Genomic DNA, 24,829 nt, shown 5'->3' on the forward strand with positions numbered 1-24,829 from the left:
GTCTGACAGGGTGACAAACCGTTGGTTACCGGGCCTCGTCGAAAAAGACGGAAATGTCCTCAGGCTTCAGGTCATCAATGCTCGCGATACGCCATTTCGGAGACTTGTCCTTGTCCACGATGAGCGCTCGGATGCCCTCGACAATATCGCCCCGGTCGAACCATTGATAATCCAGCGCCAGCTCCAGTTGGAGGGCTTCTGCAAGGGACAGCTCCCGGCCCCGGCGTACCAGTTCCAGGGACAGGCCCATGCCCAGGGGGGACAGTGTATCCAGTGCCTTCAGGGTGTCCCGGGCCCAGTCCGCGTACGCCGGACGCTGCTCCTGGCGCAGGGAATCACGCACCGCCCGCAGATCAGGCTTCGCAAAGTGCTCATCGATGGCCGGCTGCATCTCGGCCAGGCGGGAGGTCCCTGGCTCGGCGGCGGCATGGGCCAGACCTGACGTCAGGGAAGCCACGGTGGTGGCGTCGGTGCCGTCCAGGGTGACGTCGATGGTGGCGAAGGTTTCCTCGGGTATATAGAGGTCCGCCAATCCGGCATGGATGGCATCCGCAGCATCCAGGTGGCTGCCGGTCACCGCCAGGTATTCCCCGAGGCGGCCTGGCAGGCGCCCCAGGAAATACGTCGCCCCCACATCGGGAAAGTAGCCGATGCCGGTCTCGGGCATGGCAAGCTTCGACCGATCACTGACAATGCGCAGACTGGCGCCCTGGGCGATGCCCATGCCGCCCCCCATGACAATGCCGTTCATCAGGGCCAGCACCGGCTTGGAATAGTCGTGGATGGCCTGGTCGAGGGCGTACTCCTCCTCGAAAAACACCCGGTGCAGGTTGTCACCGGACCGGTAACTGTCATACAGGGCGCGGATGTCGCCCCCGGCGCAGAAGGCCCGGTCACCGGCACCCAGGACGACAACCGCATCGATGCTGCTGTCTTCGGCCCAGTCGTCCAGTTGCCGGTGCATGTCCCGCACCATACCCAGGGTCAGGGAATTCAGCCCCTTGGGGCGGTTCAGAGTCAGATAGCCGTAGCGGCCACGGACTTCGACAATCAGTTCAGGCTGGCTGTCACTCATTCAGACTCCTTGCGATAACGTTTGATAATGGCGGAAAAATCCAGGTGGCCATGACCCTCGAAACTCATGGACTGGTAGAGCTGCTGGGCCAGGGCGCCCATCACCACCGGCTGGCCCGCCACCTTGGCGGCCTCGGTGGCCAGGCCCAGGTCCTTGACCATCAGGTCGGTACCGAAACCGCCGGTGTAACCCCGGTTGGAGGGGGCGGTCTCGATAACGCCTGGATAGGGGTTGTAGGTGTCGGTGCTCCAGCAGCGGCCACTGGAGGTGTTGATGACCCCGGCCAGCACTTCCGGGTCCATGCCCATGGACACCCCCAGGCTCATGGCCTCCGCGGCGCCGATCATGGAGATACCCAGCAGCATGTTGTTGGCCATCTTGGCCACCTGGCCATTGCCGGCGGCACCGCAATGTACGATATTCCGGCCCATGTTCTCCAGCACGGGGCGGGCAAAGGCGAACTCGCTGTCCTCGCCGCCCACCATAAAGGTCAGGGTGCCCGCCTGGGCACCGCCGGTACCGCCGGACACGGGGGCATCCAGCATCGGGTTGCCCTGCTTTGCTGCCTGGGCGGCCACATCCCGGGACGTCATGGGGTCGATGGTGGAACTGTCGATCAGGTGCACGCCCCTGGCCACATTCGCCAGGATGCCATCCTCCGCGAGGTAGACGGCCTTCACATGCTTTGCGGCGGGCAGCATGGTGATCACCAGCTCGACATCACTACCGGCCACGGCGGCAATACTGTCCGCGGCGGTTGCACCCTCGGCGCGGGCTTTCTCCACCGCCGCCGGTACCAGGTCAAATACGGTCAGTTCGTGGCCGGCCTTGAGCAGGTTGCTGGCCATGGGCGCGCCCATGTTGCCCAGGCCGATAAATCCGATTTTCATGATTGTGCCTCCAATGTTTTTGTTGTCCGGGGCGTTACAGGCCTACTGGTGTTTGAAGTTCGGCTTGCGCTTCTCGACAAAGGCCCGCATGCCTTCCTTCTGGTCATGGGTGGCGAAGATGGCGTGGAAGATCCGCCGCTCGAAGCGCACCCCTTCGCTCAGGCTGGTCTCGAACACCCGGTTCACCGCCTCCTTGGTCATCATGGTGCTTGGCAGGGACTTTTCCGCAATGCTGTCCGCGGCCTTGAGGGTTTCCGCCAGCAGCTGGTCCGCCGGGAACACCCGGGCCACCAGGCCGGCGGTTTCCGCTTCCTTCGCATCCATCTGGCGGCCGGTGAGGCACATCTCCATGGCTTTGGCCTTGCCCAGGGCCCGGGTCAGGCGCTGGGTACCACCGATGCCCGGCAGCACACCCAGACTGATCTCCGGCTGGCCGAAACGGGCGTTGTCGGCGGCGTAGATAAAGTCGCACATCAGCGCCAGCTCGCAGCCACCACCCAGAGCATAGCCGGCCACCGCTGCAATCATCGGCTTGCGCCGCTGGCCGATACGATCCGCCTGGGCGAAGAAGTCATCCAGGTAGATCTGGGGGTATTCCAGCACCGACATCTCCTTGATGTCGGCGCCCGCGGCAAAGGCCTTCTCGGAGCCGGCCAGCACGATGCAGCCAATGTCAGGATTGCGCTCGTGCTCGTCGAGCGCCAGGTTCAGTTCCTCGATCAACTGGCTGTTCAGGGCATTCAGGGCCTTGGGCCGGTTCAGGGTGATAACACCAACCCGGCCTTTTACCTCCGTCAGGATCGTTTCGTAAGCCATGTCGTTGCTCCTTCCCTATGTCGCTTACCGCAGGTTGATGGTGGTGTTCACGGAACCCACCTGCTCGTCCTCATCGAACCAGCGGGCGGTGACGGTCTTGGTCTGGGTGTAGAACTGCACCACCTGCTTGCCGTAGGGACCCAGGTCCCCCAGCTTGGACCCCCGGGAACCGGTAAACGAGAAGTAGGGCACGGGCACCGGAATGGGTACGTTGATGCCCACCTGGCCCACGTCGATATGCTCCTGGAAACGATGGGCCGCCGCGCCGGAGCGGGTAAAGACGGCGGTGCCGTTGCCATTGGGGTTGGCGTTGACCAGGTCGATGGCCTCATCCAGGGTTTCCGCCTCCAGCACGCACAGCACCGGGCCGAAGATTTCCTCCCTGTAGATGGTCATGTCCGGAGTCACGCCGGAGAACAGGGTGGGCCCGATAAAGTTGCCCTTCTCGTAGCCCCTCACGCTGGGATCGCGACCATCCAGCACCAGCTTGGCGCCCTCGCTGATGCCCTTCTGCACCAGGCCCTCCACGCGCTCCAGCGCCTGCGGGGTGATCAGCGGCCCTACGTCGGTCCCTTCCTCGGTACCGGCGTTGACGTTGAGTTTCTCCGCCCGGCGAGCCAGTTCCGGCAGCCAGTTGCGGGCCTCGCCCACCAGCACCAGGGCCGACACCGCCATGCAACGCTGACCGGCCGCGCCAAAGCATGAGCCCACCAGGGCGTTGAGGGTCTGCTCCTTGTTGGCATCGGGCAGCACCACGGCGTGGTTCTTGGCGCCCATCATGCACTGCACCCGCTTGCCCGCCTGAGAGGCGCGGTTGTAGACATGGGTGCCCACCGGGGTAGAGCCCACGAAGGACACCGCCTTGATGTCCGGGTGGTCACAGATGCCGTTCACCATATCCGGTCCGCCATGGACCACGTTCAGCACGCCCTTGGGAACGCCCGCCTCCAGGGCCAGCTCCACCAACCGCATGGTGACCATGGGGTCCCGTTCCGAGGGCTTGAGCACAAAGGTGTTGCCGGTGACGATGGCCATGGGGAACATCCACAGGGGAATCATCGCCGGAAAGTTGAACGGGGTGATGCCGGCGCACACGCCCAGGGGCTGACGCAGGGTATAGGTGTCCACATCGCCAGCCACATTGTTCGCGTATTCCCCCATCTGCAGGGTGCCGATACCGGCGGCGTGTTCCACCACTTCCAGGCCCCGGAACACATCCCCCTCCGCATCGGGCAGGGTCTTGCCCTGCTCGGCGGTGAGGATGCCCGCCAGCTCTTTCATGTTGTCGCGGATCAGTTGCTGGTATTTGAGGAAGATGCGGGAACGGACACCGATGGGTGTCTTGCGCCAGCTCTTGAAGGCTTCCCGGGCAGCGCTGACGGCCGTGTCCAGTTCATCTGTGGTGGCAAAGGGCACCTTCGCCAGCACTTCCTGGGTGGCCGGGTTGGTGATGTCCCGCCACTCGCTGGTCTTCGATTCGACAAATTCGCCGTCAATCAGCAGTTTGACGGTGGGTACCTGTGCGTTCATGGGGGCTGTCTCCGGTGTTGTTCTTGTGTTGGCTTTGTATAAATACCGATCACCGGATAGTAGCAGTGCATTTTTAAGCGCTACAATGGCGCTAAATGCAACCCCGATCTGCAAATATGCACAGGCCGATTAAAAAATGAACTGGGATGACCTGAAATTCTTCCTGGAGCTGAGCCGGGCCGGCAAACTGACCGCCGCCGCCCGCCGCATGGGCGTGGACCACACCACGGTCTCACGGCGCATCCACGCCCTGGAGAAGAGCCTGGGCATGACCCTGTTCATTCGCGAGCAGACCGGCTACAGCCTCACCGAGGCCGGCCGCCAGCTACTGCCCCAGGTGGAGCAGATGGAAAGCGCCAGCGTGCGCATCGAGCAGAGCCTGCCGGAGGCCGACGAACAACTCTCCGGCCAGGTGCGCATCGGTGCCACCGAGGGCTATGGCACCATTATGCTGGGCCGGGAACTGGGGCACCTCACTGGCCGTTACCCCCACCTGCATGTGGATCTGCTGGCCATGCCCCGGGCCCTGCGCCTGTCCCGCCACGAAGCGGACATCGTTATCACCCTGGAGCGTCCGGAGCGCGGCCCGTTCATCGTCACCAAACTCACCGACTATGTGCTCCGGCTCTACGCCAGCCGCGACTACCTGGAAGAGCACGGTCCCATCCGCCAGCGCAACCAGCTCGGCAAACACAAGTTCGTCAGCTATGTGGACGACATGGTGTTCAGCCGCGAACTGCTGTTCCTGGACGAGATCGCCGGCTCCGGCGAGGTCAACATCCGCAGCACCAGCGTCCTGGCACAGCAGGAAGCCATCGCTACCGGCGCCGGCATCGGCATACTGCCGGCCTTCTCCGCCGACATCGACGACCGGCTGGAAGTGGTGCTGCCGGACCAGATCCGCTTTATCCGCACTTTCTGGATGCTGATGCCCGAGGAGCTGAGGCACATTGCCCGTATGCGGGTGACGTGGGATTTCCTGCGTGAGCGGGCGGAGCAGAACCGCCCGCGCCTGATGGCAGATCAGTTGTCCGGCAAGTAACAGGATAGGCAGCCAACGACTTGCACTACTTGTTATAGCTGCCGCAAAACCGCCTGCGCCCCCCTGGAACCGAAATTCGCCCTTCGCACCAAAGGCGGGCGCAGTGAACACTGTTCATTTTCTCACCTTTCTGTTCTCACCCTTTCCCGAATAACCCTGAAAAACATCGGGTTAAAACCTTTCTCCTTCCTCCTGGCACGCCGGCTGCAACACCTACCACAGGCATCATGACCTGTTAGTACAAGTGGACCAACCGGGAAGGCTATAACGATGAGAGACACGAAAACACTGGCAACACTCACCCTGTGCGGATCGCTGTCGCTGCTTGCGGCCGGCGCATCCGCTGAAACCATCCGCGTCGGTATCGGCCACCAGAGCATGGTGACCAATACCATCCCCGGCGGCATCATCCTTGAAAAACTGGAGCTGCTGGAAAAGCACCTGCCCACTACCGGCAAATACGAAGACGTTGATTACGAGATCATCTACCGGGATTACGATTCCGGCCCGCCCATTACCAACCAGATGCTGGCCGGCAAGCTGGACTTCGGTGTGATGGGGGATTACCCGCTGATCGTCAACGGCGCCAAGTTCCAGGAAACCGGCAAGCAGGAAACCCGCTTTATCGCGGTGACCGGCTACAACCTCCGCGGCACCGGTAACGGCATCGTGGTCCCCATCGACTCCGACGCCCAGAGCCTGGCGGACCTGGAAGGCAAGCAGCTTTCCGTGCCCGTGGGCAGCGCGGCCTGGGGCATGACCCTGAAGGCCCTGAGCGAGGCCGGACTCAGCGACAAGGTGCAGATCGTTAACCAGAGCCCACCTGTAGGCGCTGCCAACATCCAGGCGGGCCGTATCGACGCCCATGCGGACTTCTGCCCCTGGTCCGAGATCATGGAGTTCCGTGGCACCGGCCGCAAGATCTACGACGGTAGTGAAGCCGAGATCCCCACCTTCCACGGTACCGTGGTGCGCAAGGAGTTCGCCGATGAATACCCGGAAGTGGTGGAGGGCTATCTGACCGCCACCCTGGAAGCCCAGAAGTGGATCCAGGACGACCCCATGAACGCGGCGGTGCAGGTATCCGAATGGACTGGCGTGGAGAAAGAGGTGCTCTACCTCTATTTCAGCGACGGCGGGATCACCACCTTCGAAGCCAGCGTCAAGCCGGAATGGGTGGACGCCCTGGAATACGACCACGCCCTGCTGCAGCGGGAAGTGGAAGTTCCCGACCTGGATTTCGGCCGCTGGATTGATGACAGCTACCTGCGCAACGCCTACGAAACCATGGACATGGACTACGAGGCCCTGGTCAGCACCGTGGTCGATACCGAGCCCAATAACCCGGACCTCAAGCCGGCGGAAATCTGGTTCGCCGACAAGGGCATCGTCACCTACGACAGCGTGGCCGACATGCTGGCTGCCCAGTCGGAAACGGGCGACGACATCAACGCCACCTACGTCTACGACAACCTCACCGGCCTGAAGCTCTTCGGCAAGGCGGCCTACCTGGTGCGCGGCACCGACGATGAGGTGGTGGCTTTCCTGAAGAAGGCGGATTCCGACAAGTACATCGCTGAAAACGGCGGCACCCTGATCACCGGGGACAGCGCCGTGGCCATGGCTGAGTGACCCACCCCCGGGCGGATACCGCCGTATCCGCCCGGCAAGGTCCGAGGAGCAGACAATGGACAGCAAGAGCAACGCAGCATTGAAAACCACGGCGCCGGAGGCTGTCGCAGAGGCAACGCCCGCCCCGTCGGTGACGGCGCCGGAAACGCCCCGGCCCGCTGCCAATACCCCGACGGCAACGAAACGTCCCTCGCCCACCGGCCTGTGGTTCCGCGCCACTGGCAGCCGCTACCTGGTGCGTGTGGTGGCACTGATTGTGGCGGTGGTTCTGTGGCAGTTCGCCTCCGACGCCGGCTTTAACGTCTACATCAACTTCGACAACATTCCGGCCCCCACTGCCGTGGGCTCAGCGCTGGTGACGGAACTGGGTGGCCAGGAATTCTATCTGCACATCCTGCACAGCCTGCAACGGGTGGCCATTGCCTACGGTCTGGCGGTGGTAATTGGCGTCATTCTGGGCGTGGCCATGGGCCGTTCCAAATGGGCCGAGGACATCATTCTGCCCTACATCGAACTGCTGCGACCCATTCCGGCGGTGGCCTGGATTCCCCTGGCCATCCTGATGCTGCCCACCGAGCAGGCCAGCATCATCTTCATCACCTTCCTGGGGGCCCTGTTCCCGGTGGTGCTGAACACCATCCACGGGGTTGAGCAGACCAACAGTGTGCTGATCCGCGCGGCCCGCAGCCTGGGCGCCAGCAACCGTGCCATTCTCTGGCACGTGGTGCTGCCCGGGGCCATGCCCTCCATCGTGGCGGGCCTGGCCATCGGCATGGGCGTGGCCTGGTTCTCCCTGCTGGCCGGGGAAATCATCAGCGGCCAGTACGGCATTGGTTACTACACCTGGAACTCCTACACCCTGATCCAGTACCCGCAGATCATCATCGGCATGCTCACCATTGGTGGCCTGGGCACCCTGTGCACCCTGCTGATCCGCAAGGCCTGTAACCCGCTTCTCAAGTGGCAGGTAAAAGGAGGTCAGTCATGAGTGATGCAGCGATGATGAACGACAACCGACTGGCGGTGCTGGACCACAGCCGTCTGCAGGGCAAGGGCAACAAGACCGGCGAGGACCGGGGACGGATTTCGGTGCGGGACGTGGATATCGTCTTCGACACCGCCAGCGGCCCCCATATGGCGGTGCAAAGCGCCAGCCTGACCGTGCGCCCGGGCGAGTTCCTGTGTCTGCTGGGCCCCTCCGGCTGCGGCAAGTCCACGCTGATGAACACCGTGGCGGGTTTCGTGAAACCCAGTCAGGGTGAGGTCACCGTGGACGGCAAGCCGGTCACCGAACCGGGCCCGGACCGGGGCATGGTGTTCCAGCAACACTCCCTGTTCCCTTGGAAAACGGTGAAGGAAAACGTGGCTTTCGGCCCGCTGATGGCCGGTTCCAGCAAATCAGAAGCCTGTAGCATCGCCCGCACCTTCCTGTCCCTGGTAGGGCTGGCGGCGTTCGAGAACGCCTATCCCAACACCCTGTCCGGCGGTATGCAGCAGCGGGTGGGCATTGCCCGGGCGCTGGCCAACTACCCCAGCGTGTTGCTGATGGATGAGCCCTTCGGCGCCCTGGACGCCCAGACCCGCTCCATGATGCAGGAGAACCTGCTGGAGATCTGGAGCGAGTTCCACAACACCGTGGTGTTCGTCACCCACGACATCGACGAGGCCGTGTTCCTCTCTGACCGCATTGTGGTCATGAGTGCCAGCCCCGGGCGGATTATCGCCGACATTCCTGTGGAGCTGCCCCGGCCCCGGGAGCAGTCCCTGATCACCACGCCGGAGTTCATGGAATTGAAGCGCCAGTGTCTGGAGCTGATCCGCCAGGAAACCCTCAACGCATTCGAACAGCAGAACAAGGCGGGGTAAACCATGAACCTCTTTGACCTGACTTCGACTGCACTCGCCATGACCTGTCATGACAAGCGGGAGGGCACACGATGAACAACGCCACCCAACTGATGGCTGGGCATTCGCCACTGCCGCTGTATGTGCAGATACGCGACAGCCTGCGGCGGCAGATCCTCGAGGGCCAGTACCAGGTCCACGAACGGCTGCCCTCCGAGAACGCCATGATGAAAACCTTTGGCGTGTCCCGGATCACCATCCGCCAGGCCCTGCGGGACCTGCACAACGAGGGCCTGGTGTTCTCGGCCCAGGGCAAGGGCACCTTCGTCAGCAAGCCCAAGGCGGTGCAGAACGTGCAGCGTCTGGAAGGCTTCGGCGAGGCCATGGCCGCCCAGGGCTACGAGGCTTCCGCCCGGGTGCTGAGCATCCAGCAGATGAAGGCGCCCAAGGCAGTGGCTGCGGCGCTGGATCTGCACGCCGGTGACGACGTGGTGGAAGTGAAGCGCGTGCGCTACCTGAACCGTGAGCCGGTCTGTATCGAGAACAGCTACTTCCCCCTGGATGTGGGCCGGCAGATGTTCAGCCTGGACCTGTCCGGGGACATCTTCCCGATGCTGGAGAACCTCTTCGGCCTGCCCCTGGGCGGCGCTGATATCGGCCTGGACGCCATCCTCGCGGACGACGAAACCCAGCACTACCTCAACCTGAAGGCCGGCGAGGCCATCCTGCGGGTGGAACGACTGACCCATAACCGGGACGGCCGGCCCATCGATTTTGAATACCTCTGCTATCGCGGCGATTCCTTCAAATACCAATTCCGGATCGACCGGAAATAGGAGCACCTGATGATGAAGATCAACGACATTCCCGTAATCGACACCGACGTACTGGTCATCGGCGGCGGCACCGCCGGACCCATGGCGGCGGTTACCGCCAAGGAGCAGGACCCCAACCTGAAGGTCATGCTGCTGGAGAAAGCCAACGTCAAACGCTCTGGCGCCATCTCCATGGGCATGGACGGCCTCAACAATGCCGTCGTGCCCGGTCACGCCACCCCCGAGCAGTACGTGAAGGAGATCACCATCGCCAACGACGGCGTCGTCCACCAGCCGGCGCTGATGGCCTACGCCACCCGCTCCTTCCCGATGATCGAGAAGCTTGACTCCTGGGGCGTGCACTTCCAGAAAGACGAAACCGGCGACTACGACATGAAAAAGGTGCACCACCTGGGCACCTATGTACTGCCCATGCCGGAAGGCCACAACGTCAAGAAGATCCTCTACCGCCGCCTGCGCCGCAACCGGGTGGAGATCGAGAACCGCTACACCGCCACCCGTCTGCTGAAAGACCCGGACGGCAAGATTGCCGGCATGATCGGGGTCAACACCCGCACTGCCGAGCCCATCATCATCCGCGCCAAGGCGGTGATCATGGCCACCGGCGCCGCCGGCCGCATCGGCCTGCCCACTTCCGGCTACCTGTTCGGCACCTATGAGAACCCGGCCAATAATGGTGACGGCCACGCCATGGCCTACCACGCCGGTGCCGACCTGGCGAACCTGGAATGCTATCAGGTGAACCCGCTGCTGAAGGACTACAACGGCCCGGCCTGTGCCTACGTTACCGGTCCCCTGGGCGGCTTTACCTCCAATGCCTTCGGTGAGCGCTTTATCGAGTGTGACTACTGGTCCGGCCAGATGATGCTGGAGTTCTTCAAGGAACTGGAATCCGGCACCGGCCCGGTGTTCCTGAAACTGGACCACCTGGCGGAAGAAACCATCCAGGAAATCGAGACCGTGCTGCACACCAACGAGCGCCCCAGCCGTGGCCGCTTCCATGAAGGTCGGAAAGTGAACTACCGCCAGCGCATGGTGGAAATGCACATCTCCGAAATCGGCTTCTGCTCCGGCCATTCCGCCTCCGGTGTGTGGACCGATGAAACCGGTGCCACCACCGTGCCCGGCCTCTATGGCGCCGGGGACATGGCCAGCGTGCCCCATAACTACATGCTGGGGGCCTTCGTGTACGGCCAGATCTGTGGCGAAAGCGCCGCCGAGTTCGTCAAGACCCGGGGTGAGATCAAGCTGGATGAGGACTTCATTAAAGCCGAACTGGAGCGCATCCAGGCACCCATGAAGCGCTCCGATGGTATTCCTCCGGAGCAGATGGAATACAAGGTGCGCCGGCTGGTGAACGACTACCTGCAGCCGCCCAAGGTCACCAAGAAAATGGAGATCGGCCTGGAGCGCATCCTGTCCGTGCGGGACGACGTGCCCATGCTCTGCGCCCGCGACCCCCACGAGCTGCTCCGGGCCATGGAAGTGCAGTCCATTATCGACTGCGCCGAGATGGCCGCCCGGGCCTCCCTGTACCGCACCGAATCCCGCTGGGGCCTCTACCACTACCGGGTGGACTGCCCGGACCAGAACAACGAGGACTGGTTCTGCCACACCCGCCTGTACAAGGACGAGAACGGCAACATGGCCAGCGGCAAGCGGCCCATCGCCGATTACATCGTGTCCCTCGGTGAAGAGAAGGACGCCTACAACAAGTTGCGGGTTCAGAAAGCCGCCAACGCTTGATCCATAAAGGCTTTGCTGATTCATAAAGACTTTGAGAGAGGAAACGACCATGCCTATCGCCAATCATCATTCCAGCGTCCCGGTGACTGTGGACGAGGACAAGTGCATCGCCGACAAGGGCTGCACCGTATGCATCGACGTCTGCCCCCTGGATGTCCTGTGGATCAACGAGGACACCGGCAAGGCCCACATGAAATACGACGAGTGCTGGTACTGCATGCCCTGCGAGGCGGACTGCCCCACGGATGCCGTCACCGTCAACATCCCCTACCTGCTGAGCTGAGGTTAGCCATGAAGACCTACGACGACCCCGAACTGCAGGCCATCGCCGTCAAGCTGGCCTCCGATGACCCCGGCATCCGCCGTGTGGGCGTGCTCGACCTGGTGGACTCCGGTGAACCGGAAGCGGTGGAACTGCTGCTGCTCGCCCTGCGGGACAGCGACACCGCCGTGCGCCAGGAAGCCGCCAAGGTGGTGGACGAGTTCGAAGCCGAGGACATGGCCGATGCCCTCATCGCCGCCCTGGGTGACAACGACGAGGTGGTGCGCAACGCCGCCGCCCACGCCCTCGCTGACCTGAAAGACCCGGCCATGGCCGAGCCGTTGCTGGAAGCCCTGGACAACAGCTCGGATGGTTTCGTGGTGGCCGGCATACTGCGGGCCCTCAAACCGCTGCGGAACCCGGGCTCACAACGCCCGGCCCTGAAACGCCTCAGTGACGCTGACCCCGTTGTCCGGCGTGAAGCCGTGGGCGTGATCGGCTGGCTGAAGCAGCCGGAGAACCTGCCCGCGCTGGTTGAAGCGGCCCAGCACGACAAGGACCCGGAAGTGCGCCGCGCCGCCACCGGCGCCCTGGTCTACGCCAGCCCCCAGCAGGTGGGCCAGGCCCTGATCGGACTGCTTAACGATGACCACTGGCAGGTGCGCTGCGAGGCTGCCAACAGCATCGGCAAGCTGGACCACCAGACGGCCTTGCCGGCGCTGATGACCGCTACCCGGGACGAGCTCTGGCAGGTACGGGAAAAGGCCGTGGACGCCCTGGGCAAGCTGGGCTCCGCACAGGCCATTCCGGTACTGGGCGAGTGCTCCCAGGATGCCATGAGCAACCTGCGCAAGGCCGCCATCGGGGCGCTCGGCACCATCGGCCACAGCGACGGCCTGCCCTTTGTACAGACCGCCATGGACGACCCGGATCCGGACGTGCGCAAGCTGGCCCGCTGGGCCATGTCGAAACTCGACACTGCTGCCTGATCGGGGGTAGGTCGGCTTCGGCCGGCCACCCTGAACGACTCTGAAGGAGACCGACATGACCTTTGTCGTTACCGAAAACTGCATCCGCTGCAAGTACACCGACTGCGTGGACGTGTGCCCGGCCGACTGCTTTCACGAAGGCCCCAACTTCCTGGTGATCAACCCGGAGACCTGTATCGACTGCAGCCTCTGCGTCACGGAATGCCCCGCAGAGGCCATCTACGAGGAATCCGACCTGCCGGACGACCAGCGCCACTTCATCGAGCTGAACGCCGAACTGGCCCAGGTCTGGCCGGTGATCAGTGAAGTGGGGGCACCATTGCCGGACGCCGAACAGTGGGTCGACCAGGGCGACAAGCTGCAGTTTCTCGAGAGGTAAGTCATGACTCAACTTGTCATAACGAGTTTGAAAGCCCTGGCCGTATTGGTTGCGCTGCTGACCGCCAGCCAGAGCAGCGCCCGCCCCCTGGAGATACCGGTGAACACGGTTCAGATGCCGGAAGCGCCCGCTGAGCCTGCCATCCGCAAACCGACGACCGATGTTGAAGGAGTAACACCATGACCGCCGAAGCCCTTGCCCAACCCTCTGCCCAGACACCCACGGAAGCGCCGAGCCAGATCCGCCTGCGCCGCAAACAGAAGATGGTGGAAATCACCTGGCCCGACGGCCTGGAAAGCCACCTCAGCTGCCTGACCCTGCGCAAATCCTGCGCCTGCTCCAGCTGTAGCAACGCCCGCCAGAAGGGCGCCATCAGCCTGATCGACGCGGACATCGGCATCGACAACCTGAATGTGCACGGGGTCAGTGCCATGCAGTTCCACTTCAGCGACGGCCACAACCGGGGACTCTACCCCTGGTCGTACCTGCGCCAGCTGTGTGAGCAGGTGTCATGAACACCAGCCTGCGCGCCCTGGATCACCCCTGGGCGGTGCCGTTGAAGCGGCGCTACCCGGGAGCGGCCCTGTGCGTGGTTGTGGCCCTGGCGGGCAGCTTCCTGGCGGAGCATTACGGCGCCCCCGCGCTGGTACTGGTGCTGCTGCTGGGCTTCGGCTTTGCCAGCCAGGCCAGTGACGAGCGCATGCGACCGGGGGTGGACTTTTGCGCCCGCCCGATCCTGCGCCTCGGCGTCGCCCTGCTGGGGGCCCGCATCGGCGCGGAACAACTGATGGCCGTGGGCAGCCTGCCCCTGCTGGTGGTGCTGACCTGCGTGCCCCTGACCATTGGCAGCGCCCTGCTGCTGGGGCAATGGCTGAACCTGCCCCGCATGCAGAGCCTGGTGGCGGGGGTTGCCGTGGCGATCTGCGGGGTTTCAGCGGCGGTCGCCGTGGCCGCCGTGATTCCCCAGGGCAAGCTGGAGGAACGGCGCTTACTGGGCGTCGTGGTGGGCGTTACCGGTCTGGGCACGCTGTCCATGCTGCTGCTTCCGCCGCTGTTTTCAGGGCTGGGATTCAGCGAGCTTCATACCGGCCTGTTACTGGGCGCAAGCATTCACGATGTGGCCCAGGCCGCCGGCGCCGGTTACCTGGTGTCCGACGGCGCGGGGGACATCGCCACCCTCACGAAGCTGCTGCGGGTCGCCCTGCTGGCGCCACTGATCCTGCTGCTGGGCGCGCTGCTGAACGACCGCAGCTCCGGCCCCGCCGACCACCCCTGGTTCCTGCTGGGTTTCGTCGCCCTGTTCGCCCTCAACAGCCTGGGGTGGCTGCCAGAGGAGCTGCGCCAGTTGCTGGTGACGGCCTCCGGCGCCTGCCTGCTGGTGGTGATGGCGGCGCTGGGCATGCGCACCAGCCTCGGAGCCATTATCGCTCAGGGCTGGCGCCCCATGGCGCTGCTGGCGAGCCTGAGCGGGCTGCTGGTAGTCACCGCCATGGCCGCCCTGGCCCTCTATTCATCCTGAATTCACCTGACTCAAAAACCATTACTCAAGGAGAAGACATCATGGCTGCATTGGGAAAAGAAAGCGTTATCAGCGTTCATCACTGGAACGACACCCTGTTCAGTTTCCGTACCACCCGGGACCAGAGCCTGCGGTTCGAGAACGGCCATTTCGTGATGATCGGCCTGCCAGTGGACGGCAAACCGTTGCTGCGGGCCTACAGTATCGCCAGCGCCAACCATGACGAGTACCTGGAGTTCCTCAGCATCAAGGTGCCAGACGGCCCGCTCACCTCCCGCCTGCAACATCTGAAGGAAGGCGACGACCTGTTCATCAGCCGCAAGCCCGTGGGCACCCTGGTGATGCACGACCTCAATCCGGGCAGGAACCTCTACCTGCTCGGTACCGGCACCGGGCTGGCACCGTTCATGAGCATCATCCGTGACCCGGAAGCCTACGAACGCTTCGACAAGGTGATCCTGGTGCACTGCGTGCGGGAGGTGAGTGAGCTGGCGTACCACGACTACCTGACCGAAGAGCTACCCAACCACGAGTTCCTGGGGGAATACATCCGCGACCAACTGGTGTACTACCCAACGGTGACCCGGGAACCCTTCCGTAACCAGGGCCGCATCACCACCCTGATCGAGAACGGCAAGCTGGCCCAAGACCTGGGCCTGCCCCAGCTCAACCCGGAGACCGACCGCGCGATGCTCTGCGGCAGTCCGGCCATGCTGGATTCCATGACCTCCATGCTCGATAGCCTGGGGTTCAAGGGCTCACCCCAGCAGGGCGAACCCGGTGACTACGTCATCGAACGTGCCTTTGTGGAAAAATAGGAGAAGGCTTATGTCCAGTTCCGTAGTCAACATGCCCCAGCGTGGCGATGCGGGGGCCGGCGGCCCCCGCGCCGTGCCCGGAGTAAAGCACCTGATCGCCGTCGCCTCCGGCAAGGGCGGCGTCGGCAAATCCACCACCGCCACCAATCTGGCGCTCGCGCTCGCCGCAGAGGGAGCCCGTGTGGGCATGCTCGACGCCGACCTCTACGGCCCCAGCCAGCCCCGCATGCTGGGCATCACCGGCTCGCCGGAAACCCGCGACGGGAAAATGGATCCGTTGATGGGCCATGGCATCCAGACCATGTCCATTGGCTTCATGATGGACGAAGACACCCCGGTGATCTGGCGCGGCCCCATGGTGACCCGGGCCCTGCAACAGCTGGTGTACGAGACCCGCTGGGATAACCTGGATTACCTGATCGTGGACCTGCCCCCGGGTACCGGCGATATCCACCTGACCATGGCCCAGAAAATCCCCGTCTCCGGCGCCGTCATCGTCACCACCCCCCAGGACATCGCCCTGCTGGACGCCCGCAAGGGCCTGGCCATGTTCAAGAAGGTGAATGTGCCAGTGCTGGGGATTATCGAGAACATGAGCACCCATGTCTGCAGCGAGTGCGGGCACGAGCAGCATATCTTCGGGCAGGGTGGCGCCGCACGGATGGCGGAAGAGGCCGGTCCCCGTTTGCTGGGCGAGCTGTCGCTGGACATCCGCATCCGGGAGGGAGCAGATTCGGGGCAGCCTGTCCTGGTTGGAGAACCGGCAGGTAGCCTGTCCCGGGCCTATCTCGGTATCGCCAGAAGCCTCATCCAGGCACTGGCCGTCCTTGAACCGACGTCCGATGTCAAAGAAGCCAGATCCGCCGTACCAGAGATTCTTGTGGAATAATGACTAACTGGACGAGACCGGCGCCCTGTCCAGGGCGTCGTAAAGCTCACAGTACTGAACCGTTAACCCATGGCTGGGCGCCATGTAGATCAGCGGTTCCTGGCGCTGGTGGGATTCCTTCATCTTCACCGAGCTGGACAATCGCACCGGTGATACCGGCAGACCTTCGTCCATCAGTTCCTGGATCACCTGCTGGGGCAATTTGGCCCGGGGCTGGAACTGGTTGGCAATGATGCCTTCCACCACCAGGGTCTCGTTGTGGTCTTCCCGCAGGTCGCCGATTTCGTTGAGGGTGTTATACAGGGCCTGCCGGGAGAAATCGTCGCAATCGAAGGGAATCAGGCAGCGGTCCGCGGCCACCAGGGCGGCACGGGCATAGAAGTTCATGGAGGGAGCAGTGTCGATGTAGATCTCGTCGAACTCGTCCTCCAGCTTCTTCAGCGCTTCCCGCAGCTTGTAGATCTTGTGCTTGGCTTCCAGCTTGCGCTCCAGGAACTCCAGCTCCGGGCTGGCCGGCAGCACCGACAGCCCCGGAAAACGGGTCTCGTGGACGAACTCCTCCGGTGGCCGGTTGAACACGGTAAAGGTCACCGTCTGCTCCAGCAGATCCGCCACGGTATCCTTCAGGCCCTCAGGGGACCTGCCCAGCAGGTACAGGGTCGAATTGCCCTGGGGGTCCAGATCCACCACCAGCGCCCGCTTGCCCTTCGACGCGGCGATCGCCGCCAGGTTACACGCAATACTGGATTTACCGACGCCACCTTTCTGGTTAAAGACCACTCGCCTCATGGTGCCTCCGTTGCACGGTCAATGGGACTGCAGTCCGTTTAGCTTAGCAGGCTGCTGACAGGTTGGGGCAACCACCAGGACGGCGAGGCGAGCGGCACCAGGCTAGCTTTGCTCAATAGCCTGCCGTACCGACGCATACAAGGCGCCAGCGGTTTTATCGAACACCCAGCGGATAAAGCTGAAGGTCATTTCAACCACGGTTGTTACCGCCGCCTTTGCGAAGGCAAGCATATGACCGAGCAGGCCGCGGGTCTGCTCGGCCAGTGACGTTGAAGCCCTGGCAATATCTTCCAGGGTATGGGCAAGGAGGTCGTAAAAGGTTAATGACGTACTGATGGCGGCCTGGGCCAATACGGCGGAATAGTATCCAGCGTCCTTCAGCAACGTTACCAACGCAGCAGAGAGCTTCTCTGTCCAGTATCCGGAAAACGACGCTTCGTGGCGACGTTCATAGTCCAGCCTCACCGGATTATTCAGGTAATCCATCGAGTTCTGGTAAAGCATGTCCCAGTCACCCTTCTTCGCGGTGTTGCGATAGCCGGGTACCCCGTCCTCTCCCATGGCGTGGGCCGCGGCACTTATGCCCGCGCCCCTGTCGAGGCGATACTCAATGCCGTTGACCGGGGCGTGCATGAATGGCCAGAGAGGGACCGCCGGCACAGGGTCCGCGCCGTGCGTACATCGATGCAGCTTGTTGACTTCAAAGCTGGTTTTGGTTGCGAACCCCTTCATACCGACCCTGGGAGCGCCGAAGGTATACAGGTTGGCATCAAGCCGGTACCGTTTATGAAGCCAGTCAGATACCAGGGACGCCAAAGCACCGCCCAGACTGTGGCCGATACAGTGAATCCCGGCCACGGGTCCCCGGTTCAGGCGCGGGGTCAGCAGCGCCTCCAGCCCGGATTTCATACTTTCAAAAGCCTCGTTGAACCCGGAATGCACCATGGCGCCGCCGGTACTGGACGACAATCCGATATCGCCGTTTGTCAGCCAGTCGTGGTTGGTTCTGGTGCCCCGTACTGCGATGACATGGTGGCCGGCGAAGTCATTCTTGCCGTCAGCTACCATGGCGAAACCGGACGTTCTCTGGAAAAAGCCCCAGAAACCTCCAGTCTCAGCCATGACGGGACCACTCCCCAGCTTGATATCGAAAACCCGTTTCAAAGCTTCGGATGGTTTGACCTGGACCACCCCCGTGGGCCCTGGTTCCCTGACTTCGTATACGATATCGGCAAATTCTGCTGCGAGGTTCGGAGATAGCTGCTTCATAACATTTCCTTATGTTTTGATGAGATATCTGTTTACCAGCGACAGATGCTGGAAATATTGTGTGTAAACTCCGGATTTTCAGCCTTCACAAAATGGTGATCGATTTCCTCGTCCTTCAGATCACAGCTCAGTGTCTGGAGTTTCTCAGCAATGACCTTTTCACCCTCTATTCGACCCGTAACGTAGTACCAAAGTACGTACTTATTGCCCTGATGATTCGCGACAATAACCTGCCTCAGTCGATCTTCCACGAAGGGTTTGCCGGGTGTCCGGGATTTGATTGTCCAGGCGGGAAATGAAAAGTGCCCCTCTTGATCCGTCAGGGTTTCCTGTATCTCTGCGTCGTCATAGGTGGCCTCCCGGACAACAGTGACTCCGGACAGCGGTCTACCATCCATTAGAATCCGTCCCTGTACGGGAGGAAACAGATGAACATCGTAGCGTTTGCCTAACCCAAACATCCCCGCAGACCCCTCACTGATCACAAGTACAAGAAGAACACCGATGACGACTGGAAAACGGCTGATGGACAGCATATTCACTCCAGATTGACCACACATGACAAAGGGCCCCGGCAGGCGGGAGAAGGACAGGCAAGGTTTTTTGGGTGGGCACCGGTGGTACCCCATTGGCAGGCGTTGCTGGTGTCATCCCTGAACTCCTGTTGGCCGGCCCCGGCAGGAGGCTGATCCGTCCCTTTGTGTCCCTTAAAGGGGAAACAGGCTCATACTCCCGCGTTGTTTCTGGCCGGTCAATGGTACCAGGTCTCAAAATTCCGCCGTGCACCAATCGGGGGACCTGGAAACTGGAGAGTCTACCGGCGGATGACCGGTGGCGGTCAGGCCAGTAACGCCAGGAACACCAGCAGCAGCGGCAGGGATGCCGCCACGAACAGCCCGTTCCAGCCGAAGGCCACCTTCAGTTGCGACACCCGGCCAAAGCGCGCCAGCAGGGTAACGGCCGGTCCCATGGGCGCCAGCATCATGGCCAGGGAGAACCCGATCACCAGCGCCACGGCGATAGGCAGGATGTCCATGCCGACCGCCTCAAGTTGGGGCAGGAGGCCACCAAGGATGCTCAGGGAGGTAATGGGGATCAACCCGATCGCAGACAGCAACGGCAGGATCAGCAAACCGGCCACCGCCACCAGGTAGGTCCCGGCCTCCTGCGCCGCCATACCGGACACCAGGTCGTCCGGTACCAGCGTGATCAGGGCAACCCCCAGGCACGCCGACGATGCAAAGATCGACATCTCGTTACTCATGGAGGCGACGTTCTCCGTGGCCTCACGGAACACTGCCAAGGGCCGCCGCTCACACCACAGCATATAAAGGATGGTCACCGCCGGTACCGCGATCATTGCCGCCCGGGAGACATTGAAGCCGGCGGTGTACACCAGCGTTGCCATGCTGCCAAGGATCAGCGTGACCACCAGGACCAGGGTTTTCGAACCCTGGGGCCAGCCCTCAAGCTTCACCCGCTCCTCGCTCACCTTACGGAAACGCCTCTGCTCCAGTACCCAGCCGACGCCAATCAGCAGCATCGAGGCAACCAGCCCATAGGGCAGCAACTGGGACCAGGAGATCGCCGGCACCTCCCGGGTAATGATCGCCACCGCCACACTGGTGGGTGCTACCAGTGGTACCAGGGCAAACCCCCGCAGGGCGCTGATAAGCACGCTGCGAATCCAGTTCAGGCGGGATTCGCCGTGGATATTGCGTTCGTCCAGGGTCTGGGTGAGTGTTCCGCAGAGCAGACTCATCACGCCAAAATTGAGCACCGAGGCGATGCTCAGGGTGGTCACCGCGTATTTCGGATAGAGCAGCATCGGTGACCCGCCCAGCAACACATCGTGGATCCTGCGCAATACCTCGAAGCGGCGCACCAGGCACTGCATCATGCCCAGACTGCCAAGGAAGGCCCCGTAGAACCCCGCCGATGCTGCCGCGTCCAGTAACCCGGCCCGGTCCAGGTAGCCGCCCGCCGCCAACCCGGCCACCAGCGCCAGGGTCACCAGCAGCAACCCGCGGGCGTAGGGACTGATACGGGGAAGGAACAGGACGAAATAGCCCAGAAACAGGCAGCCGGCGACTATACTGAATAGCCTGACCGAGGTAACCAGAGCCAGCAGCTCGATCACGACGGCCAGGGAAAGCAGGTAACGGGTCATGGACGGTGACAGATTCCTAATGCTCGGGGTGGCAGGATAACGGGCTCCGGACGGCTTGCAATTGCGCATTGGCCGGATTAATCTTTAGCCACCCTGACGTTTGGATAAAATTAAGTTTCGCTTGATGAAACTACCTTATCATTTTTGTCGAAACAAGCGGCGCGCATTTTCCGTTATCATTGGCAGGCCGTAAAACGATTTATCCAAGACCGGGAGGGCGAACCTTCCCGCGGATCACAAGCACAGGAGAGAACATGAGCGCCTATATCTACGACGGCTTGAGGACACCTTTCGGACGCCACGCCGGTGCCCTGGCCAAGGTACGGCCGGACGACCTGCTGGCCAGCGTCATCAAGGCCGTGATCGAGCGCAACGGTTTCGAGCGCAGCGCTTACGAAGACGTGATTGCCGGCTGTACCAACCAGGCCGGTGAAGACGCCCGTAACATTGCCCGCCATGCCGGCCTGATGGCGGGTCTGCCGGTGGAAACCGCTGGCCTGACGGTCAACCGCCTGTGCGGTTCCGGCCTGGCGGCTATCATCGACGCCGCCCGCGCGGTTCGTTGTGGCGAAGGCGACCTGTTTATCGCCGGTGGCTCCGAAAGCATGAGCCGCGCCCCGTTTGTCATGGCCAAGAGCGAAACGCCCTATTCCCGGGACTTCCGCATGTTCGACAGCACCATCGGCGCCCGCTTCCCCAACCCGCGGGTCGAGGCGGAGTTTGGCAACGACACCATGCCCCAGACCGCCGATAACATTGCCTCCGACCTGGGCCTGACCCGTGACAAGGTGGATGAGTTCGCCGCCCAGAGCCAGGCCCGTTACGAGGCCGCCCGCAAACTGGGCTTCTACGACGAGGAAATCCTCGGCATCGAAGTACCCCAGGGCCGCAAGAAGCCGCCGGTCACCGTTGACCAGGACGAGCATCCGCGCCCGCAGTCCGATGTGGCCGCCCTGTCCAACCTGCGCCCGCTGTTTGAAGGTGGCGTGGTGACCGCCGGCAACGCCTCCGGTGTCAACGACGGCGCCGCCGCCCTGATCATCGGCTCTCTGGAAGCCGGCGAGAAAGCGGGCATCAGGCCCCGGGCCCGCATCGTGTCCGCCGCCATCGCCGGCGTTGAACCCCGGGTGATGGGCTACGGCCCGGTACCGGCCAGCGAGAAGGCCCTGGCCCGCGCCGGCCTGTCCATCAACGATATGGACGTGATCGAGATCAACGAGGCGTTCGCCGCCCAGGTTCTTGGCTGCACGACTAAACTGGGTATTGACCAGACCGACTCGCGCCTGAACCCCAACGGTGGCGCCATTGCCGTGGGTCACCCGCTGGGTGCCTCCGGCGCCCGGATCGCCCTGACGGCGACCCGTCAGCTCGAGCGCATGGAGGGCCGCTATGCCCTGGTCAGCATGTGCATTGGCGTAGGCCAGGGGATTGCCGCCGTTATCGAGCGTTTCAGGGACTGATAGTAACCGGTCGGAGGTCTGCCCCGCAGGCACTCCGACCCACCCCCAACCAGGGCGGTGCCGATAGCCGACACCGCCAGTTTGATTTTCAGGAGACACACTATGGCTTCCGCTCCCTGGGATGATCTGCTTCAGTTCGACAAGCAGCTCGACGAAACCGAACGCCAGGTTCGCGACAGCATCCGCAGCTTCTGCGACCAGCGACTGATGCCGGGCATCATCGAGGCCAACCGCCACGAGAAGTTCGACCGCAGTATCTTCAATGAAATGGGCGAGCTGGGCATGCTGGGCGCCACCCTGCCGGAAGAGTACGGCGGCCCGGGCCTGAACCATGTGTGCTACGGGCTGATTGCCCGCGAGGTTGAGCGTGTGGACTCCGCCTACCGTTCCGCCCTGAGCGTACAGTCCTCTCTGGTGATGTACCCGATCTTTTCCTATGCCAGGGAAGAGACCAAGAAGCGCATCCTGCCCAAGCTGGCCTCCGGCGAGTGGGTGGGCTGCTTCGGCCTGACCGAACCCAACCACGGCTCCGATCCCGGTGGCATGGAAACCCGGGCCAAGCGCGTTGATGGCGGCTACCTGGTCAGCGGTTCCAAGACCTGGATCACCAACTCCCCCATCGCCGATGTGTGCGTGGTCTGGGGCAAGCTGGACGACAAGGTCACTGGCTTCATCATCGAACGGGAAGGCGCCAAGGGCCTGGATACCCCGAAGATCGAAGGCAAGTTCTCCCTGCGTGCCTCCGAGACCGGCTCCATCTTCATGGACGAGGTCTTCGTACCGGAAGAGAACAAGCTGGACGTGGAAGGCCTGAAAGGCCCCCTGAGCTGCCTGACCAAGGCCCGCTACGGCATCAGCTGGGGTTCTTTGGGCGCCGCCGAGTTCTGCTGGCACGCCGCCCGCAACTACACCCTGGAACGCAAGCAGTTCGGCAAGCCGCTGGCGGCCAACCAGCTGATCCAGAAGAAGCTGGTGGACATGCAGACCGAGATCACCCTGGGCCTGCAGGCGGTGCTTCAGCTGGGCCGCATGATGGACGCCGGCGAGGCAACACCGGATTCCGTGTCGCTGCTCAAGCGCAACAACTGCGGCAAGGCCCTGGACATCGCCCGGGTCGCCCGGGACATGCACGGTGGCAACGGCATCTCCGACGAATACCACGTGATCCGTCACGTCATGAACCTGGAAGCCGTCAACACCTACGAAGGCACCCACGATGTCCACGCCCTGATCCTGGGCCGTGGCCAGACCGGTCTGCAGGCGTTCAAGTAACGCCCGCCATTGACCGGAACCCCGAAACAGGGCCTGCGGGCCCTGTTTCCATGCCCCTCCTGGTGCGCCCCGCGCCGCCGGCGGGCATTCTCCCTCTCCTTCCGCTAGACTTATTGGCCTGATCAATTTGTGCCCGACGGGCGCCTGCATTAAAGTAACACCGCTTTCGAGCCCCGTGTTCCGCTGTGCGGTCCACCATTTCCGCCACCCAGGTGCCACAACACCCCACGGCGGACCCGAACCGGCCTGTGGCAGGGGTTGGAACAGAAGTACCTCAGAGGCAAGGCCCCACCCCGGATGGAAATCCGGGGGAATTGACACGAAAACGGCCTTCCTCCATCATAGGTATATTCTGCTATGCGGTATATGTTTTCGCTAGGACGAACCGAGAGGTTGATTCATGAACATGAACTACACGGCTGAAGAGCTCGCCTTCCGCGACGAAGTGCGAGCTTTTCTGGACGAAAAGCTGCCGGCCGACATCGCTGCCAAGGTCAAGGGTTTCCGCAAGATGACCAAGGAAGACCACCAGCGCTGGCAGAAAATCCTCACCGAACAGGGCTGGTACGCCAGCCACTGGCCCGAGGAATACGGCGGTGTGAAGTGGACTCCGGTTCAGAAGCACATCTGGGATGAGGAATCCTGTGCCTACGGTGTTCCCCGCACCATCCCGTTTGGCGTCAACATGGTTGCCCCGGTGATCATCAAGTTCGGCACCGAAGAACAGAAGCAGCACTACCTGCCCAAGATCCTCAGCGGCGAGCACTGGTGGTGCCAGGGCTACTCCGAGCCGGGCGCCGGTTCCGACCTGGCCTCGCTGAAGACCCGAGCAGTCCGTGACGGCGACCATTACATCGTTAACGGCCAGAAGACCTGGACCACCCTGGGCCAGCACGCCAACATGATCTTCTGCCTGGTGCGCACCAACACCGAGGTGAAGGCACAGGAAGGCATCTCGTTCCTGCTGATCGACATGAACACCCCGGGCATCACCGTGCGTCCGATCATTACCCTCGACGGCGAGCACGAAGTCAACGAGGTGTTCTTCGAGGACGTAAAGGTTCCCGTTGAGAACCTGGTCGGCGAGGAAGACAAGGGCTGGACCTACGCCAAGTACCTGCTCACCTATGAGCGTACCGGCCTGGCCGGCATCGGCCTGTCCAAGGCGGCCCTGACCCACCTCAAGCAACTGGCCTCCCGCCGCCTGAAGAACGGCAAGCCGCTGCTGGAAGATCCTACTTTCAGCCAGCGCATTGCCCGGGTGGAGATTGACCTGATGGCCGCCACCATCAGCAACCTGCGCATCATTGCCGCGGTTGAAGGCGGCGGTGTTCCCGGCGCCGAAAGCTCCATGCTGAAAGTGAAGGGTACCGAGATCCGCCAGGCCATCAATGACCTGGCCCGTCGCGCCATTGGTCCCTACGCCATCCCGTTTGTTGAAGAGGAAATGAGCCTGGACTATGAAGGCGAGTTCCTGTCCGACGAGAACGCCGCGCCGCTCTCCGCTCAGTACTTCAACAACCGCAAGCTGTCGATTTTCGGCGGATCCAACGAGATCCAGAAGAATATCGTATCCAAAATGATTCTGGGACTTTAAGGAG

25 protein-coding genes are annotated in these 24,829 nt (G+C 62.5%); 17 read left to right on the forward strand and 8 right to left on the reverse strand.

All coding sequences use genetic code 11. From position 1 onward, the window contains the following. Positions 1-25 precede the first annotated feature (25 nt). The 4 genes from ACJO2E_RS00195 to ACJO2E_RS00210 are packed head-to-tail and all read right to left on the reverse strand — an operon-like array spanning position 26 to position 4,311. The gene (locus ACJO2E_RS00195) at positions 26-1,075 is read right to left on the reverse strand and encodes an enoyl-CoA hydratase/isomerase family protein (RefSeq protein ID WP_406960725.1); all 1,050 of its coding nucleotides are present in this window, start codon (positions 1,073-1,075) and stop codon (positions 26-28) included. After that, complete coding sequence (mmsB, locus tag ACJO2E_RS00200; protein ID WP_406960727.1) at positions 1,072-1,965, reverse strand: 3-hydroxyisobutyrate dehydrogenase; 894 nt, start codon at positions 1,963-1,965, stop codon at positions 1,072-1,074. The genes ACJO2E_RS00195 and mmsB overlap by 4 nt, the downstream gene beginning before the upstream one ends. Before the next feature lie 42 nt (positions 1,966-2,007). Next, positions 2,008-2,781 (reverse strand): enoyl-CoA hydratase, encoded by a 774-nt coding sequence (locus ACJO2E_RS00205; protein WP_406960729.1) that lies wholly within the window; start codon positions 2,779-2,781, stop codon positions 2,008-2,010. Positions 2,782-2,805: 24 nt separating this feature from the next. Next, positions 2,806-4,311, reverse strand: coding sequence for a CoA-acylating methylmalonate-semialdehyde dehydrogenase (locus ACJO2E_RS00210; protein ID WP_406960731.1), 1,506 nt, complete (start codon positions 4,309-4,311; stop codon positions 2,806-2,808). Positions 4,312-4,447: 136 nt separating this feature from the next. On the opposite strand from ACJO2E_RS00210, the gene ACJO2E_RS00215 reads away from it, so the two are divergent. The 14 genes from ACJO2E_RS00215 (at position 4,448) to apbC (ending at position 16,268) form a co-directional block, all read left to right on the forward strand. Continuing rightward, positions 4,448-5,353, forward strand: a complete 906-nt coding sequence (locus ACJO2E_RS00215; RefSeq protein ID WP_406960733.1) for a LysR family transcriptional regulator — start codon at positions 4,448-4,450, stop codon at positions 5,351-5,353. Positions 5,354-5,623: 270 nt separating this feature from the next. After that, complete coding sequence (locus tag ACJO2E_RS00220) at positions 5,624-6,985, forward strand: ABC transporter substrate-binding protein (RefSeq protein ID WP_406960735.1); 1,362 nt, start codon at positions 5,624-5,626, stop codon at positions 6,983-6,985. A gap of 55 nt (positions 6,986-7,040) precedes the next feature. Next, a complete protein-coding gene (locus ACJO2E_RS00225) occupies positions 7,041-7,973 on the forward strand; it encodes an ABC transporter permease (protein WP_406960737.1) in 933 nt (310 codons plus the stop codon). After that, on the forward strand, positions 7,970-8,851 hold the full coding sequence (locus tag ACJO2E_RS00230; protein ID WP_406960739.1) for an ABC transporter ATP-binding protein: 882 nt from the start codon (positions 7,970-7,972) through the stop codon (positions 8,849-8,851). Before ACJO2E_RS00225 ends, ACJO2E_RS00230 begins: the two co-directional genes overlap by 4 nt. Before the next feature lie 71 nt (positions 8,852-8,922). Beyond that, the gene (locus tag ACJO2E_RS00235; protein WP_406960741.1) at positions 8,923-9,666 is read left to right on the forward strand and encodes a GntR family transcriptional regulator; all 744 of its coding nucleotides are present in this window, start codon (positions 8,923-8,925) and stop codon (positions 9,664-9,666) included. A 9-nt stretch (positions 9,667-9,675) separates the two neighbouring features. Continuing rightward, entirely contained in the window at positions 9,676-11,412 is a 1,737-nt protein-coding gene (locus tag ACJO2E_RS00240; protein WP_406960743.1) for a fumarate reductase/succinate dehydrogenase flavoprotein subunit, read from the forward strand. A gap of 49 nt (positions 11,413-11,461) precedes the next feature. Continuing rightward, positions 11,462-11,695 (forward strand): 4Fe-4S dicluster domain-containing protein, encoded by a 234-nt coding sequence (locus ACJO2E_RS00245; RefSeq protein ID WP_406960745.1) that lies wholly within the window; start codon positions 11,462-11,464, stop codon positions 11,693-11,695. Positions 11,696-11,703: 8 nt separating this feature from the next. Beyond that, the gene (locus ACJO2E_RS00250; RefSeq protein ID WP_406960747.1) at positions 11,704-12,663 is read left to right on the forward strand and encodes a HEAT repeat domain-containing protein; all 960 of its coding nucleotides are present in this window, start codon (positions 11,704-11,706) and stop codon (positions 12,661-12,663) included. Positions 12,664-12,718: 55 nt separating this feature from the next. Beyond that, positions 12,719-13,042: a ferredoxin FdxA gene (fdxA, locus tag ACJO2E_RS00255; RefSeq protein WP_406960749.1), complete on the forward strand. Its 324-nt coding sequence runs from the start codon at positions 12,719-12,721 to the stop codon at positions 13,040-13,042. 3 nt (positions 13,043-13,045) lie between these two features. Continuing rightward, complete coding sequence (locus tag ACJO2E_RS00260) at positions 13,046-13,225, forward strand: hypothetical protein (protein ID WP_406960751.1); 180 nt, start codon at positions 13,046-13,048, stop codon at positions 13,223-13,225. Continuing rightward, a complete protein-coding gene (locus ACJO2E_RS00265; protein WP_406960753.1) occupies positions 13,222-13,557 on the forward strand; it encodes a DUF971 domain-containing protein in 336 nt (111 codons plus the stop codon). Before ACJO2E_RS00260 ends, ACJO2E_RS00265 begins: the two co-directional genes overlap by 4 nt. Further along, entirely contained in the window at positions 13,554-14,561 is a 1,008-nt protein-coding gene (locus ACJO2E_RS00270; protein WP_406960755.1) for a YeiH family protein, read from the forward strand. Before ACJO2E_RS00265 ends, ACJO2E_RS00270 begins: the two co-directional genes overlap by 4 nt. A 41-nt stretch (positions 14,562-14,602) precedes the next feature. After that, positions 14,603-15,379: a ferredoxin--NADP reductase gene (locus ACJO2E_RS00275; RefSeq protein ID WP_406960757.1), complete on the forward strand. Its 777-nt coding sequence runs from the start codon at positions 14,603-14,605 to the stop codon at positions 15,377-15,379. A gap of 10 nt (positions 15,380-15,389) precedes the next feature. Then, positions 15,390-16,268, forward strand: coding sequence for an iron-sulfur cluster carrier protein ApbC (gene apbC, locus ACJO2E_RS00280; protein ID WP_406960759.1), 879 nt, complete (start codon positions 15,390-15,392; stop codon positions 16,266-16,268). A 3-nt stretch (positions 16,269-16,271) separates the two neighbouring features. Here apbC and ACJO2E_RS00285 read toward each other — a convergent pair whose 3' ends face one another. The 4 genes from ACJO2E_RS00285 to ACJO2E_RS00300 all read right to left on the reverse strand — a co-directional run bounded on the left by ACJO2E_RS00285 (position 16,272) and on the right by ACJO2E_RS00300 (position 20,496). Next, positions 16,272-17,057, reverse strand: a complete 786-nt coding sequence (locus tag ACJO2E_RS00285; protein ID WP_406960761.1) for a ParA family protein — start codon at positions 17,055-17,057, stop codon at positions 16,272-16,274. 102 nt (positions 17,058-17,159) lie between these two features. After that, positions 17,160-18,179 (reverse strand): lipase family protein, encoded by a 1,020-nt coding sequence (locus tag ACJO2E_RS00290; protein ID WP_406960764.1) that lies wholly within the window; start codon positions 18,177-18,179, stop codon positions 17,160-17,162. A 179-nt stretch (positions 18,180-18,358) separates the two neighbouring features. Next, complete coding sequence (locus ACJO2E_RS00295) at positions 18,359-18,862, reverse strand: DUF6795 domain-containing protein (RefSeq protein ID WP_406960766.1); 504 nt, start codon at positions 18,860-18,862, stop codon at positions 18,359-18,361. Between the two features lie 302 nt (positions 18,863-19,164). Then, positions 19,165-20,496, reverse strand: a complete 1,332-nt coding sequence (locus tag ACJO2E_RS00300) for a hypothetical protein (protein ID WP_406960767.1) — start codon at positions 20,494-20,496, stop codon at positions 19,165-19,167. 254 nt (positions 20,497-20,750) lie between these two features. Between ACJO2E_RS00300 and ACJO2E_RS00305 the strand changes: the two genes are divergently transcribed. The 3 genes from ACJO2E_RS00305 (at position 20,751) to ACJO2E_RS00315 (ending at position 24,825) form a co-directional block, all read left to right on the forward strand. Next, positions 20,751-21,956 carry a 3-oxoadipyl-CoA thiolase gene (locus tag ACJO2E_RS00305; RefSeq protein WP_406960768.1) on the forward strand — a complete coding sequence of 402 codons (1,206 nt, stop codon included), beginning with the start codon at positions 20,751-20,753 and terminating at the stop codon, positions 21,954-21,956. 102 nt (positions 21,957-22,058) lie between these two features. After that, positions 22,059-23,228: an acyl-CoA dehydrogenase gene (locus ACJO2E_RS00310; protein ID WP_406960770.1), complete on the forward strand. Its 1,170-nt coding sequence runs from the start codon at positions 22,059-22,061 to the stop codon at positions 23,226-23,228. Between the two features lie 400 nt (positions 23,229-23,628). Next, complete coding sequence (locus ACJO2E_RS00315) at positions 23,629-24,825, forward strand: acyl-CoA dehydrogenase family protein (protein WP_406960772.1); 1,197 nt, start codon at positions 23,629-23,631, stop codon at positions 24,823-24,825. The last annotated feature ends 4 nt before the right edge of the window (positions 24,826-24,829 follow it).

Source organism: Marinobacter shunpengi (assembly GCF_045449695.1).
Classification (GTDB): Bacteria; Pseudomonadota; Gammaproteobacteria; order Pseudomonadales; family Oleiphilaceae; genus Marinobacter.

What these genes read in the sequence shown, in the direction of transcription:
- ACJO2E_RS00305 (WP_406960768.1), top strand. Translation starts at nt 20,751, where the DNA reads ATGAGCGCCTATATCTACGACGGCTTGAGGACACCTTTCGGACGCCAC.
- ACJO2E_RS00220 (WP_406960735.1), top strand. Translation starts at nt 5,624, where the DNA reads ATGAGAGACACGAAAACACTGGCAACACTCACCCTGTGCGGATCGCTG.
- ACJO2E_RS00225 (WP_406960737.1), top strand. Translation starts at nt 7,041, where the DNA reads ATGGACAGCAAGAGCAACGCAGCATTGAAAACCACGGCGCCGGAGGCT.
- ACJO2E_RS00290 (WP_406960764.1), bottom strand. Translation starts at nt 18,179, where the DNA reads ATGGCTGAGACTGGAGGTTTCTGGGGCTTTTTCCAGAGAACGTCCGGT.
- ACJO2E_RS00295 (WP_406960766.1), bottom strand. Translation starts at nt 18,862, where the DNA reads ATGCTGTCCATCAGCCGTTTTCCAGTCGTCATCGGTGTTCTTCTTGTA.
- ACJO2E_RS00230 (WP_406960739.1), top strand. Translation starts at nt 7,970, where the DNA reads ATGAGTGATGCAGCGATGATGAACGACAACCGACTGGCGGTGCTGGAC.
- ACJO2E_RS00315 (WP_406960772.1), top strand. Translation starts at nt 23,629, where the DNA reads ATGAACATGAACTACACGGCTGAAGAGCTCGCCTTCCGCGACGAAGTG.
- ACJO2E_RS00300 (WP_406960767.1), bottom strand. Translation starts at nt 20,496, where the DNA reads ATGACCCGTTACCTGCTTTCCCTGGCCGTCGTGATCGAGCTGCTGGCT.
- ACJO2E_RS00270 (WP_406960755.1), top strand. Translation starts at nt 13,554, where the DNA reads ATGAACACCAGCCTGCGCGCCCTGGATCACCCCTGGGCGGTGCCGTTG.
- fdxA (WP_406960749.1), top strand. Translation starts at nt 12,719, where the DNA reads ATGACCTTTGTCGTTACCGAAAACTGCATCCGCTGCAAGTACACCGAC.
- ACJO2E_RS00205 (WP_406960729.1), bottom strand. Translation starts at nt 2,781, where the DNA reads ATGGCTTACGAAACGATCCTGACGGAGGTAAAAGGCCGGGTTGGTGTT.
- ACJO2E_RS00240 (WP_406960743.1), top strand. Translation starts at nt 9,676, where the DNA reads ATGATGAAGATCAACGACATTCCCGTAATCGACACCGACGTACTGGTC.
- ACJO2E_RS00265 (WP_406960753.1), top strand. Translation starts at nt 13,222, where the DNA reads ATGACCGCCGAAGCCCTTGCCCAACCCTCTGCCCAGACACCCACGGAA.
- ACJO2E_RS00245 (WP_406960745.1), top strand. Translation starts at nt 11,462, where the DNA reads ATGCCTATCGCCAATCATCATTCCAGCGTCCCGGTGACTGTGGACGAG.
- ACJO2E_RS00260 (WP_406960751.1), top strand. Translation starts at nt 13,046, where the DNA reads ATGACTCAACTTGTCATAACGAGTTTGAAAGCCCTGGCCGTATTGGTT.
- ACJO2E_RS00215 (WP_406960733.1), top strand. Translation starts at nt 4,448, where the DNA reads ATGAACTGGGATGACCTGAAATTCTTCCTGGAGCTGAGCCGGGCCGGC.
- ACJO2E_RS00310 (WP_406960770.1), top strand. Translation starts at nt 22,059, where the DNA reads ATGGCTTCCGCTCCCTGGGATGATCTGCTTCAGTTCGACAAGCAGCTC.
- apbC (WP_406960759.1), top strand. Translation starts at nt 15,390, where the DNA reads ATGTCCAGTTCCGTAGTCAACATGCCCCAGCGTGGCGATGCGGGGGCC.
- ACJO2E_RS00285 (WP_406960761.1), bottom strand. Translation starts at nt 17,057, where the DNA reads ATGAGGCGAGTGGTCTTTAACCAGAAAGGTGGCGTCGGTAAATCCAGT.
- ACJO2E_RS00235 (WP_406960741.1), top strand. Translation starts at nt 8,923, where the DNA reads ATGAACAACGCCACCCAACTGATGGCTGGGCATTCGCCACTGCCGCTG.
- mmsB (WP_406960727.1), bottom strand. Translation starts at nt 1,965, where the DNA reads ATGAAAATCGGATTTATCGGCCTGGGCAACATGGGCGCGCCCATGGCC.
- ACJO2E_RS00250 (WP_406960747.1), top strand. Translation starts at nt 11,704, where the DNA reads ATGAAGACCTACGACGACCCCGAACTGCAGGCCATCGCCGTCAAGCTG.
- ACJO2E_RS00210 (WP_406960731.1), bottom strand. Translation starts at nt 4,311, where the DNA reads ATGAACGCACAGGTACCCACCGTCAAACTGCTGATTGACGGCGAATTT.
- ACJO2E_RS00195 (WP_406960725.1), bottom strand. Translation starts at nt 1,075, where the DNA reads ATGAGTGACAGCCAGCCTGAACTGATTGTCGAAGTCCGTGGCCGCTAC.
- ACJO2E_RS00275 (WP_406960757.1), top strand. Translation starts at nt 14,603, where the DNA reads ATGGCTGCATTGGGAAAAGAAAGCGTTATCAGCGTTCATCACTGGAAC.